This is a genomic window from Mesorhizobium sp. M4A.F.Ca.ET.050.02.1.1 (genome assembly GCF_003997725.1).
GTDB lineage: Bacteria > Pseudomonadota > Alphaproteobacteria > Rhizobiales > Rhizobiaceae > Mesorhizobium.
The window spans coordinates 1-11,919 of sequence record NZ_RZSG01000110.1; the positions used below are offsets into that span (position 1 = coordinate 1).

The window sequence follows — 11,919 nt, forward strand, 5'->3', positions numbered from 1 at the left end:
CTGGCGGCCCGGAACCGGGGAGCGGTCACGACGCGCCCGGTATTGCCTCTCCCCGCGCCATGGGTGCCTCCGGGACGTTCCTCAATGCGATCGGCGAAGGCATTCCGATTGCCGGTCCCTATGTCGACAAGGGCCTGACTGCCACGGCGGCGGGCATCGGCTCGCTGCTGACCGGGGAGCCTGCTTCCAAGGTCAACCGGGAGATGACCGATATCCAACAGGAAAGCCGCGCTGCGCACCCGATCGCTCGGACCGTCGGCAATGTGACGGGCGCGGTAGCTGGCACTTTGCCAGCGATGGCGGCCGCGCCTGAAATGTTCGGCATTGGCCTGGCTTCAAAGCCTCTGACCTATGCCGCCAGCATTGGATCGGGCGCCGTGATCAACGGTGCTGACGCGGCAGTAAGGTCGGGCGGGAATGGAAGGGAAACCATCAAAGGCGGACTGATCGGGGGCGGCCTCGGCCTAGCCGCGCCCATCGTTGCCCCGTTGATCGGCAAAGGCGTCAAGGCAGTTGCCGACAAGATCCAGCTTGGGGCCATTGCCAAAGCTCTTGGCTTGGACAAGAGCGCCGCAAAGGTTCTCGCCAGCGCTGTCCGGCAGGACGCCGTCGAACCGGGCGCGCTGTCGCAACTTGGCGACAATGGCATGTTGATGGACCTTGGCCCAAACCTGCGTCATACGGCCGGCGCTATTGCTGCAACACCTGGGGAAGGCAAGGCAATCGTGCGCGGTGCGATTGGTGCTCGCGATGCCAACGCCAACTGGCGCATCCGGTCCAGTCTCAACGAGACGCTTGGCGAGGCTCCTACGCCGTCGCGCATCATCGACCGCGCGACCCGCAACCAGGCAAATCGACAGCCCGAGTATCGGGAAGCCTTGCGTGAAGCCTCACCTGTCGATTCTGCACCAATCGCCCGCTATCTCGACGCCGAGGCCCAGACGCTGCGCGGCGAGGCCCAGAAGGGCGTTCAGCGCGTTCGGAACATGCTCAACTATGCTCCGACGCCCGACGAAATCGCCCGCGCTCGCGCCAGCGGCCAGGCGCCGCCCGAGCCGGGCCTGATCAGCGACGCCGGGACGCTGCTGAACGCTCGGCACGCGGTCGATGATCTGCTGGAAACCACGCAGGGCAGCAACGCGCTGAACGCCCTGCAGACCGCGCGTCAAGCGATCGACGATGAGCTTCGTGCCACGGTTCCCGGCATCAAGGAGGTCGATGCGAAGTATGCCGAACTGGCTCGCCAGAAGGACGCCGTCCAGCGAGGCCAGACAGTGCTGTCCAGCGGTCGAGAAGCACCGCGGCCCGACGAGCTCGCCGAGGAAGTCAGGCAGGGCGCGCTGCCGCAGGGCTTGCAGGTCGGCCCGTCGGCGGTTCCGCTTCGTCTCCGTGAGGGCGCCCGCGCCGAGATCGAGCGCATTGTAGGCACCAACGCAAACGACCGCGTCGCGCTTCAGCGCCTGATCAAGGGGGAAGGGGACTGGAACCGGGCGCGCCTGTCGACCCTGTTCGGCCAGGACAAGGCCAAGGCCATCATCGATCTGCTCGACCGCGAAAAGCTCTTTGCCGACACGTCGAACATCGTCACGCGCAATTCCGAGACGGCAGCCCGCATTGCGGCGCGGGATGCCATCGACGGCAGCAGCAGCGGCGGTTTCGGCGTGCGCGAGGGCTTCATTGCCGGCGGTGCGCGCGGCGCGGCCCGTGCGGCAGGTACTCGAGCCGTGGAGAGCATCATCGATGCTCTGCGCAATGGCGGGAACGACAAGGCAATTGCCGATATGGCGCGCAGCCTAACAGGCGGCCCGCAACAGAGCGCCGTGCTCGATGCGCTAATGAGGGCAGGTCAGGGATCTAGGCTGCAGCAATCACAAATCGATCGTGTGGCGCGCGCGCTGCTGCTCAGCGGACCGACCGGGATCAGCCGCCCTTGAGCGCCGATCCTTCCGGTCTTCGTAGATCCAGACCAACAGGATCAAGGCCATACCAACCATAACTCCAACCATGAAATCGATCGACATGCCGCTTAAAAACCAGTCCAGCCCTTGGTGCAGCATGGCCAGGACGGCGATGGTGATCACCGCTGCAATTAGCTGAAGGACCGTGGTGCGCGACATAGGCGCGGAACATAATGCGAAACTAGCTCAAGGAAAAGGGAGCGCCGCTAAGCTGGCGGCCGACGCATACTGTTGGGGGTGTTGGGGTACGTGAAAGCGTCGACCGTCAGCTTTTGGGCGGGGGCGCGCCTCTTCGGCGCACAGTCAGGTTAGGCGCGATTGGAACGCCTTCAATCACCTTGCCCGCTTATGGTGAACAAGCGGTTACTTTCCACAGGTTCGACATTTTGTGGCCATCGGTCAGCCTAACATTTGTTAGCGCGGGATACCTGCCTGCCGTGCCAGCATAGTTGCGGCTCGACCTTGGCGGGCTATGGGGCTTGACCATGTCCTTGTCCGCTGGCTTTAGGCCTGCGGGCTTTTTGCTCGGCTGGCCTTTGCGGTAAAGGGCTCGGCGCTCCAATGCTCGACTTAATCCTTTGCGAAGGCGGCTTCATTCTCGCATCCTCCCGCCACTGCTTGAAGCGAACAAAGGCTTCTGCTGCGGCATCGCATTGGATACGCGATGGACCATTTGAGTGCAGGATCACTTGCGCTGCGCGCCTGGAGAGGCCGTGCTTTTCCATGAACAAATCGAGGTCGTAGGGGCAGTTGTCGGAGACTGGGTCGCTGCTGGCCTGATATTTGCCCACTCGTTCCTCCTATTCCCTCACGGCAACGCGCGAAGTCGGCGAGCAGTCTGCGATGGAATCGAGGTCGACTGTGACCAGGCCACCGCCGTCAATCCGAACGGTTATCTTGCCGTCGGCGCTATCGACGCGCGTCGCAAAGCCGCTGATTGGGGCTTTTTCACCGGCCCTGGCCTTCTTCGGCGTGTCGATCGCAAGCGGAAAGTTGTAAGTCGGGATGCTCACGCTCGAAACACCATCCTCCATCACCTTCAGGATGGTGGCTGTCAAAGTGATCTCGTCACCAACTCGCGGACCTCGCGCCATCGTCTCCACCGCTTTGAGCCGGGTATTTATTTAAACATTCAAGTTAGCTAAAATGTTCCGGAACCGATCGGGGTTTGGTGCCTTGAATCGGGCCCTCTCGAGTTCGGTGGTGCGGAGGTTCTGTTCAAGCCTGATGGAATGAGCAACGGCCTGAGCAATGGGAACATTGCGGGCCAAACTGAACCCGCCAATTGGGACGTGAGACGAGCGCGGGTTCACCTTCCCCAAAGGCATACCTTGCGGCCTGCCAAGACAAGGCGCACTTTAACGGGGCTCCGGCACTTCCTCGATGTCGGTGCATGGCCCGGCCTGCAGAATCCTGTGTCACCTCGATTTAAGCAGACCGGGCTATCGCTTTTTGACCGGAAAGCCTGGTCAATTTTGTTGCTCACCCAGCTTCTTCGCCTCGCGCTCAAGCGTTTCGCGGTCATTGCCGTGTTTGGCAATCAATTCGCGGACCTCTGGGATCGTGAGTTGGAACTTGCTCGCAAGATAGCCAACTTCATATTCCTCGTCTCCCGACACCCGGTCGCGGTCTCGAAAATCGGTCTTGCTCTTGTCGTCTGCCATGGCTGTTCCTCCTAGTTGAAACAGAACAGCAACCGTGCCGGAATGTTCCGAGGGCCTTCAGCAAACGCTAACGGAACTGAAACGGCCATGCGATATTGAATCAAATTCGAATGTTGCGTTGGAGTTCGTATGCGTAACGCCGACGAGCGGCTGAGATTCATCAAGCCGTTGGAGCCAGTGCAAGTCGAGACGCCGCCTGTGAGCGACGACTGGCTCCATGAAATCAAGCTCGACGGCTTCCGGACACAGGTGATACTCGACTGGGCCGGCGCCCGCGCTTTCTCCAGAAACGGCCACGACTGGTCGAAGCGGTATTGGCCGATCGTCGCCGCGGCGGAGAAGCTTCCGGCGAAGTCATTCATCCTCGACGGCGAGATGATCGCGCCCGAGCCCGACGGCCGGCCCAACTTTCATAGGATGCACTCGCGGATGACGTGGAACGCCGAACAGCTTGCTTTCGTCGCGTTCGATATCCTGCACCTCGACGGCCAGGATCTCCGTCCACTGCCCGCGATCGAGCGCAAGGCGAAGCTTTGGGATCTGGTGAAGCCGGCGAAGGGGATCATTCAATACAGCGAGCACGTCGAGGGCGGTGGCACTGCCTTCTTCGAAGCCGTCGAGAAGATGGGCCTCGAAGGCATGGTCTCGAAGCGAAGGGAAAGTCCCTACAAGAGCGGCAAGATCGATGCCTGGGTGAAGACAAAATGCTGGGAGCTTGGCGAATTCGAGTTGCTGGGCATCAGGCGGGAGCCCGGCAAGGCGCCACAGGGCATCATGGCACGCGGCGGGAAATATGCCGGCTCGGCCACGGTCGCGCTCACCATGGAGATGCGGGAGCGTCTATGGCTACGAGTGCGCAAAGGGCGTTCGCCACCGCCAGGACTGCCGAAAGCCATTTCAAAGGCGGAATGGCTTGAGCCCGGCATCACTGCCCGTGTCAGGTATTTGCGCGGCGAACCGAAGCTACGCCATGCCACGGTGGAGGATGTCCGGGAAGAGTAGCCCGGCTGGCCTCGGCCAATCCATATGCTAAATTCCCACGATGGACCAACGAACCATTGATAGAGCGCTCTTCCTGCTCAGGAAGTATCGCGACACTCTTGTGATGAGCCACGCGCCAATGGGGCCTGATGGCGTGCCAGAGCTACGCACCGCAGCGCAGACCGCCGATCCGCTCGAAATAGCGGCGCTGGAGGATATCGCGCAGCTTGATGCGGTCATCAAAGAGATGTCGACGGCGGCTTCGTCAAGCGGATGCTAATATATTCGAATTGTCGGCAAATAATTCGGAACCGAATTGCCGCGTCGCTCTTATAGGACAGTGGCAAACCCCTTCACTCTCCGGGGTCCCATCCACAAGCAGGAGCGGCCCGTCGCCGTGTGGAAGATGACGACGGGCCGCCCTACGTCGCGAAGCGATCGATCTAAGGTAGTGTAGCCGCTATATGGCACCATCAAAGCCCGTCGCTCATCCTCCCAGCGACGGGCTTTCCCTTGCCTAAATAGATCGATCCTTCCTCTTTGATCGCGCCAGCATGCAGCGGGCCAGAGGCATGCGCCAGAGCGCCGGACGCAGCTCTGGTGAGGCTCTTGGAACCTAATGCCCGACTTTGACTTATGTCGGCCATGAGCACCCGTGGGACTGACTTTTTGTACAAGTGGATAGGCGCCAACGTTCCCGAGACGGTGGGTGCCGATATCATCTCGGTTGCCGAGCTGACCCAAAAGGTGTTCGCCGACGCGAAGTCGGTAGGCATCAGCAGCACCGAGATTGAGGAAGACACCGGCAGCGTCTATGAGGTCATACTCGACGCAATCGTCCATCACGACCCTGGTATTGCAGATTGATGAGAGCAGAACGTGCCGCCCAAACGAACATACCGTCTACAGATCATGCTCAATGCCGAGGAACTGGCCGTGCTGGATGCTTGGCGTTTTGAGAGAAGAATGCCGACTCGATCTAACGCCGTTCGGGAGTTGTTTCGTCGTGGCCTCACCATGACAGGAGACGATGCAGACACTGTGGGAGGCGGGCGTTCGGCAGACTTTAGGGTGCTGCCCACTCGGAACTAGCGTGCGCAGAAACGCGGGCTGGCGGGCCTCCCTGTGGCGCGCTATATCGGCCTCATGGCGGGCAAGGGCTGGACGGTTTAATCCCTGATCGACGCGAAGATGACCGTGACGGCGTTTTGCCACTGGTCGCCCTGCAACCATAGCCAGACGCTCGATCTCGCCAAGCTCCGCGATCGGTTCGGCCCGGATGCTCCCGCGATGGCGGACGACATCATTCCGAAGCTGAAGTGTGCCAAGTGCGGCGGCAGGAAGGTGGGGACGATCTATACTCCTGACACCACCCCCAACGCCTACGGTAAGGCCAAGGGCAGCTAGTGGACAGGTGTCGCGCAGCGGCTTCTTGCGCTCGTTGAAAGTGCTGGCCGGATGCCCTTGTTGTCCCAACCTCCGCTTCCGGCTAGCCTTGAAGCCAAGCCCGCTGCTGTCCCCTCGGCAGCGGGTTCGTTTTTAGTGCAACAGCATGTAGGCGCCCATGCCGGCCATTAGCAAACAGGCAGCGATGCCGATCATGTCGCGCTGCCGGTAGCGCCAGAGAGCGCCGGCGAGCAACGAGGCGGTGATGGCGGCGATGTAAGCGGGATGAAGTTCTGCACAGCAATTCAATTGCACAGTGGGATTAACGGTAATTGTGTGGCAGCCGGCCTAGCCACAAGGCCGTATGCCCGCAACCCTTGGATATGGATCTTGAAAGAGCAGCATGGCTGGCCCGCCTGAGGCAGGCGACGCGCCTCCATATACAAAAGACCGGCGTCAACGCGCATGGATATCCGCTTTGGCGGCAAGAGGAGGATGATCTCTGTCACTCGCTGTATCCGGACTACAATGCCCTATCGGCCGCATTGCCCAACAGGTCGCGCGCAGCTCTGGTAACGAGATGCCGTCGTCTTAAAATCACGAGGCGCTTGAGGATTTTCACTGAGGAGGAGGAGAGGCGCTTTCGGAAGCTGTATCGCTCGGGCACGCAGCAAGAATTGTACGAAGCATTTCCTGACCTAACACCCGATCGGCTGCGTGATCGGGCGCGGTGTCGAGGAGTGAAGCGCCCTCGCGTCCAATACCTCCGCGCTGGCGACAGCCTGCTCGATGGGCTTAGGGACGAGTGTTGGCGGCTTGGCATAACGATGATCGACCTCGACGAATTCACACGATCATCGAAACGCTATTTCGCGACACGAAGATGGTGCCGATCGCCAATTAGATACGATATCGTGCTTGATGCGATCCGCGAAATGGGCGGGGAAGTGGTGGCCGGTCAGATCGAGTGGCCTGGCTGAGCTGCTCAAGTCGCTCGGAGTTGCACTCCCGGTCGACCGTGGTTCAGAAATTCGACTCCGCGTGCTTCCAAGACGCGTTGCACTACCTGGACGTTCTGCGCTCGGCCTGCGATCGGACCGGCGCCCGCGGCTTCCATGCTTCGGATCGTGTTGACGTTCACGCCGGCAAGATCGGCGACTTCCTTTTGCTCGACCCCAATGAGAGCGCGAGCGGCTTTCAACTGATTTCCGGTGGTAAGCATGTGGCCCTCAGAATGTCATTTCTAGTTACCATACCTAGAAATAAGTTGACAATGCCTAAATGCTTTTCTAGGTTATCGGACATAGTAAATCAGTTCCGATAACCAGACACGGAGAGTGAAATGCCGAACACTTCAGTTCGGGCAGCCGCCCAAGGCATGCCCGCGATCAACCGCCGCGCCGCTCTCGCAATGAGCGGATCGGCCTTCGCCGCTGCGCTGCTCGGCGCCAGCGTCCCTGCTGCCAAGGCCTCGCCAGCGCCGCCGATCAGCAAGCTTCCCGGCCTGGAAGCTGCATTTCGTCTCGAATGGAACAAGCTTCGGGCCATTGAGCCCGAGCACGCTGCCGCGGAGCGCCGGTACTTTGAAGAGCGCGCCGAACTGGTCGAGCCGGTAAAGCGTGAGCTTACCGCCGCCGAAGCGGCAGCCTTTCGGAAGATGTCCGTCGCCGAATTGGATCAATGGCGTCATCCTGAGCGCCTTGAGTTCAATGAGGCCATGCAGGCCTACAACAGGGCCGAACGGGCTATTCGGCAGAGGATCGGCCTCGCCAAGATCGGTCGAGCTTATGAGCGCCAGGTCAGCCGCGTTTCGGCCGCCGCTGATCGGGTGATCCGCTGCCCCGCGCACACTTTCGATGACCTTGCCGTCAAGGTGCGGGTGCACAAGGCGTGGGGGTTCGACTGCAGCGATCTCGAATGCGTCATGAAAGATATCGCCCGCATTGCCCGCGGGGGAGGGTTGTCTGTCGGTTAGTCAGGCCATTTTACGGAACCGGCCCGCTGCCTCACGGTGGCGGGTCATCGTGTGGAAGCGCTCGACTCCAGCCAAACGCGGAAGCATCATCTTCAAGTTGAGACGGAGTGAATCATGCCTCGAATCACCACACCCGCGCGCCTCGATTATTTCATGAACCGAGTGGCATTGGCCGACACGCTTCAGATGTTAGTGAGTGCTGGCGTTATCGTGAAGGCCGACGCGACCACGCTATGCGGATCGCTCGCAAGAAAGGCCCGCGAGCTCGACGTAGAGCCTGACATAGAGGACTACCGAGAATTCGTGGCATCTCACTTCGAAACGATCGCCGAATCGATTGTCTAGACACCTCTTTCAATGCCAGCAATCCAAAGCGCTCCGCTAATTTCTTTTCGCGTCACTATGCGGACGTCCTACCAGCGCGCCCGCTGCTAGTGGCCAGCCCATGCGGGCAGCGCTTGAACGGCTCGAGCAACTCCCGGTCCGAGGGCGCTACTCGCACCCCGATACCGTTTTGGTTGCCATCGCTGAGAGCAAACCACACGAGCTTGACATCGACGCAGAGATCGTTGGCAATCTGCCCGAATGACAGGGTCTGCCAGTCATCCGGGCAATTGGCCAGGATCTCATTGGCCCGCCGCTCTATGCGATCGATGATCCGATTCTGATCGGCGACACGTTGCGCCTTCGTCAGATCGCGGCCGCGGTAAGCTGGCTTTCGGCTCGCCCGTATCGGCACAGGCATCATTTCGACCGCCGGCTCTTCGGTTTGTCGGGCGTGAGGATCGTTGCGATCCGGGCTCCCTTCTTCCGCATGTAGATCGGCTCACCCTTCTCGACAGCCTCGTCGACGCGGGGGTTCGGCGCCAGGACGCGCATAGTGGATAGATCGAGCTGGCCGATCACATTGCCGTTGATATCCTCGATATCAGCGTATTCGTTGGCCATGACGTCCTCGCTTGGGAAGATTTCCCCCGGGTGTTGGAACTCTCCCTTGGTAAGGGAGTGCTGCAGATAGGGAATTTTCTCCGCGGCATCAGAGGCTTGCTTTGTTTGCCTTCGTTGCAGTGGTGTGAACTGATGCCGCTCGATGGCCGGTCGCTCCGGCCACCGGTGCTTACGGTGTCTGCTCCTTCGGGAACTTAGCTATTGGGCGCGCGCCGGCTCTCTGCGTATCAGCGGCAGTTGCCCAAAGAATCCAGCCGAAGCACGGAGCGCCCTCGTAGCGTTCGCGACCGACAAATTTGCCTGCGTCCAGATTGAAGAGGCCAAGCCGCTTTCGGTCTTGAGGATGAGCGCCGCGAACAATCATCATGGGACCTTCCGGGAGCAAGCGGATAATCCCAGGTTGCTCGCCACCGTCATTGGAGCGCGGTACCGACCTCGCATCTTCCAAAACCTCAAGAACCCACTCAGAGCCATAGTTCAGGCAGAATTCGTTCGGTTCGAAACGGGTGAATTCGGGCTCTGGATAAGCGTCACCGGTCGACGCGAGGATTAGAAAGCCAAATGTTTCGTCCGCTCCCTTGGCGGTGACGATTGCAAGAGTCGAGCCATCGCCCTCCGCAAACTGGACCAAATCATTCACATTGGCTTCTTCGAGACGCTTATAAGTGGATCGGGAAAAGACCGTCATTATGGGTCAACTCTCCTAGAGATCTGCAGGAGAACAAGCATAGAACACGCTGCTACGGTTTTTGCAACGCAATGCTACGGCACAGAGATGGATAGATGGGTACAAACAGTGCAGCGGACCGATCTATGGCGTTGACCAACAACGACTAATAGGGATCGCGAGGGAAGGAAAGGGACGCCTGCAAGCGAATTTCAAGACCGGTGCCTTAAACCGCTCGGCCATCCCTCCATCGTGATCTTTCAATCACTTTGGTGCCTGTGTTGACCTTCGGATCCTGCTGTTGGCATCATCCGCACCGCACTGCTCTAGTGCGTGGCGCGAAGACCTGTCAACCGCGCCGGCCTGTACATTTGCCGAAACGCAAGCTTTCGCCGTTCGTCCCTTGCCCCCAAGACCCGGGATGCGTCATTCGGCGGTTGAGTCCAGACGTCAGGGATCGCCAAATCGGACAGGGGTTTTGGGAGCGCCGGCGATTCCCTAAAAGTCTAGCGATCGGGAGAGCACGTTAGAAGGTACGTGTGGTAACAGTTAATTCAACCATCGCTGGTATCAAAAGAGAGGGTGGCGGCTCCGACCGGCGTTGGGGGTGGGTAGCCGGAGCCGCCTGCGCAGCCAGGGGTAGTTGGTTGACCGCGCTGTCTCAGAATAGGACAGCGCGGTCTACGAACGGTTAATACGTCGCAGATTTCTAAATCAGCACTGGCTAATGGAACGGAAGCGCCTTCCGCTATTTGAATCGAGTTCAAATTTTGCGTGAGGCGTTCCGATGCGCCTGCTGCCGCAGGTTGCGGGCTGTTCATTTGGCGCCGGCTATTCAAGACCGCTGATAACAGGCGGGAAAGCTTTCACCACGTTTCAAGACCGTGGCCTTAAACTGCTCGGCCATCCCTCTATCGTGCCAATCACTGGGGTGTCTATGTTTTTTGGCGCGCCAGACGCGGGAGGTCATTTCCACCGCACTTCCCTAGTGCGTGGCGCCAAGACCTGCCACCCGCGTCGGATCGTCGCTCGATATATTTGCCGAAATGCAACAGTATCCCGCCAAATCGGCCCAGCCTGATTGACAATGTGGCACACGCCCGACCAATCTGTGGCGTAGTGGATCTTTCGGGGTAAAGGGAATCATGAAGAAGATTTACGAAAAGCCGATTTTGACCAAGCGCGAGAGGCTGTCGCACGTTACGGCGCAGGTGGCTCCGTCTTCCCAGCAACCGCCGGCCTGACGAGCGCGTTGGCGCCAAGCACCTTCTGGACTGTGGGCCGGTCTGAGAGCCTTCGAGGCGCCGGGACTACGCCGGCGCCATAGTTTTGTTCCGCCTTTGCTGCGATGGCAGCGGTCAACTGGCCAATCAAGTCGCTGGCATTGCCTCGCTCGGCGTTCACGGCCACGCCGGTACAGGCCTTGCCACAATCTCGCCGCCTTCCGACCACAATCGGTTAATACGGTGATAAGCAATTCCTGCGCACAAGGGGATTGGGGATCCGGGTGTCGCTGGCAAAGTGTCGGGCAGGTGCTTTGGCTCCGCTGACGTTCAGCTGGTGGCGAGACTGTAGGGGACATCATAACAATGCAGATTTCGGCGCGCCCGCGTCTACGTCGCGCTCCAGCTCTTGCACTGTGCGCCATATCGGCGGTGCTGCTTGCCGCCTGCACCTCGACGCCGCAGCCGAAGGCGATGATCGACAAGAGGCCGCGCTCGAAGGAGTATTTCGCCGAAACCGAATATGGCGTGAAGGCAAGCCCGCGCGTTGCCTTCATGCGGCGCGGCGGCGGCCGCGACCAACTCGGCAAGCCCTACCAGGTGCGCGGCAAATGGTATTATCCCAAGGAAGACAAGCGCTACCGCAAGGTCGGCCTGGCATCCTGGTATGGCGATGCCTTCCACGGCCGGCTGACTGCCAACGGCGAAGTCTATGACACGATGCAACTTACGGCGGCGCATCCGACGATGCCGCTGCCGAGCTACGCCCGCGTCACCAACCTCGAAACCGGCAGTTCGGTCATCGTGCGCGTCAACGACCGCGGCCCATACCATGAAGGCCGCATCATCGACGTTTCGGAGCGAGCCGCGCAAATGCTCGACTATGACAAGGTCGGCACGGCCAAGGTGAAGGTCGAATATGTCGGGCGAGCGCCGCTCGACGGCGATGACGACCAGTATCTGGTTGCCTCATACCATCCTGGCAACAACCGGCCGGATCCGTCGGACGGCTTACCGACCGGCGTGATGGTGGCCATGAACGGCCCGATGCCGAGCCTGTCGGTCGACGCGCCTGCCGCCGCCGTGCCGTTCCCGGGGCAATTGACCAATTCCGGGG

Annotated in this window: 14 protein-coding genes; 8 read left to right on the top strand and 6 right to left on the bottom strand. The window is 60.2% G+C overall.

Annotated elements, in window-relative coordinates; all coding sequences use genetic code 11:
• A partial coding sequence (locus EOA33_RS10695; RefSeq protein WP_127405596.1) for a hypothetical protein occupies positions 1 to 1,934 on the top strand: 1,934 nt, incomplete at its 5' end.
• A gap of 494 nt (positions 1,935 to 2,428) precedes the next feature.
• Here EOA33_RS10695 and EOA33_RS10700 read toward each other — a convergent pair.
• The 3 genes from EOA33_RS10700 to EOA33_RS10710 all read right to left on the bottom strand — a co-directional run bounded on the left by EOA33_RS10700 (position 2,429) and on the right by EOA33_RS10710 (position 3,622).
• Positions 2,429 to 2,749 carry a hypothetical protein gene (locus EOA33_RS10700; RefSeq protein WP_127405597.1) on the bottom strand — a complete coding sequence of 107 codons (321 nt, stop codon included), beginning with the start codon at positions 2,747 to 2,749 and terminating at the stop codon, positions 2,429 to 2,431.
• A 9-nt stretch (positions 2,750 to 2,758) separates the two neighbouring features.
• Complete coding sequence (locus tag EOA33_RS10705) at positions 2,759 to 3,016, bottom strand: hypothetical protein (RefSeq protein ID WP_245482296.1); 258 nt, start codon at positions 3,014 to 3,016, stop codon at positions 2,759 to 2,761.
• 411 nt (positions 3,017 to 3,427) lie between these two features.
• A complete protein-coding gene (locus EOA33_RS10710; RefSeq protein WP_127405599.1) occupies positions 3,428 to 3,622 on the bottom strand; it encodes a DUF3606 domain-containing protein in 195 nt (64 codons plus the stop codon).
• A 129-nt stretch (positions 3,623 to 3,751) separates the two neighbouring features.
• Here EOA33_RS10710 and EOA33_RS10715 point away from each other — a divergent pair, with 129 nt between their 5' ends.
• The 6 genes from EOA33_RS10715 (at position 3,752) to EOA33_RS10750 (ending at position 8,309) form a co-directional block, all read left to right on the top strand.
• The gene (locus EOA33_RS10715; RefSeq protein ID WP_190234246.1) at positions 3,752 to 4,624 is read left to right on the top strand and encodes an RNA ligase family protein; all 873 of its coding nucleotides are present in this window, start codon (positions 3,752 to 3,754) and stop codon (positions 4,622 to 4,624) included.
• Between the two features lie 40 nt (positions 4,625 to 4,664).
• On the top strand, positions 4,665 to 4,883 hold the full coding sequence (locus EOA33_RS10720; protein ID WP_127405600.1) for a hypothetical protein: 219 nt from the start codon (positions 4,665 to 4,667) through the stop codon (positions 4,881 to 4,883).
• A gap of 365 nt (positions 4,884 to 5,248) precedes the next feature.
• Entirely contained in the window at positions 5,249 to 5,470 is a 222-nt protein-coding gene (locus EOA33_RS10725; protein ID WP_127405608.1) for a DUF768 domain-containing protein, read from the top strand.
• 324 nt (positions 5,471 to 5,794) lie between these two features.
• Entirely contained in the window at positions 5,795 to 6,010 is a 216-nt protein-coding gene (locus tag EOA33_RS10735; RefSeq protein ID WP_245482297.1) for a hypothetical protein, read from the top strand.
• Between the two features lie 1,357 nt (positions 6,011 to 7,367).
• Complete coding sequence (locus EOA33_RS10745) at positions 7,368 to 7,964, top strand: hypothetical protein (RefSeq protein ID WP_127405602.1); 597 nt, start codon at positions 7,368 to 7,370, stop codon at positions 7,962 to 7,964.
• Positions 7,965 to 8,078: 114 nt separating this feature from the next.
• Positions 8,079 to 8,309 carry a hypothetical protein gene (locus EOA33_RS10750; protein ID WP_127405603.1) on the top strand — a complete coding sequence of 77 codons (231 nt, stop codon included), beginning with the start codon at positions 8,079 to 8,081 and terminating at the stop codon, positions 8,307 to 8,309.
• Between the two features lie 55 nt (positions 8,310 to 8,364).
• On the opposite strand, the gene EOA33_RS10755 is transcribed toward EOA33_RS10750, so the two are convergent.
• From EOA33_RS10755 to EOA33_RS10765, 3 genes are all read right to left on the bottom strand, one after another.
• Positions 8,365 to 8,712 (bottom strand): hypothetical protein, encoded by a 348-nt coding sequence (locus EOA33_RS10755; protein ID WP_127405604.1) that lies wholly within the window; start codon positions 8,710 to 8,712, stop codon positions 8,365 to 8,367.
• Positions 8,709 to 8,912 carry a hypothetical protein gene (locus EOA33_RS10760; protein WP_127405605.1) on the bottom strand — a complete coding sequence of 68 codons (204 nt, stop codon included), beginning with the start codon at positions 8,910 to 8,912 and terminating at the stop codon, positions 8,709 to 8,711. The genes EOA33_RS10755 and EOA33_RS10760 overlap by 4 nt, the downstream gene beginning before the upstream one ends.
• A gap of 169 nt (positions 8,913 to 9,081) precedes the next feature.
• Complete coding sequence (locus EOA33_RS10765; RefSeq protein WP_127405606.1) at positions 9,082 to 9,600, bottom strand: hypothetical protein; 519 nt, start codon at positions 9,598 to 9,600, stop codon at positions 9,082 to 9,084.
• Positions 9,601 to 11,168: 1,568 nt separating this feature from the next.
• On the opposite strand from EOA33_RS10765, the gene EOA33_RS10770 reads away from it, so the two are divergent.
• Positions 11,169 to 11,919, top strand: a 751-nt coding sequence (locus EOA33_RS10770) for a septal ring lytic transglycosylase RlpA family protein (protein WP_145989107.1), incomplete at its 3' end; no start/stop codon positions are given.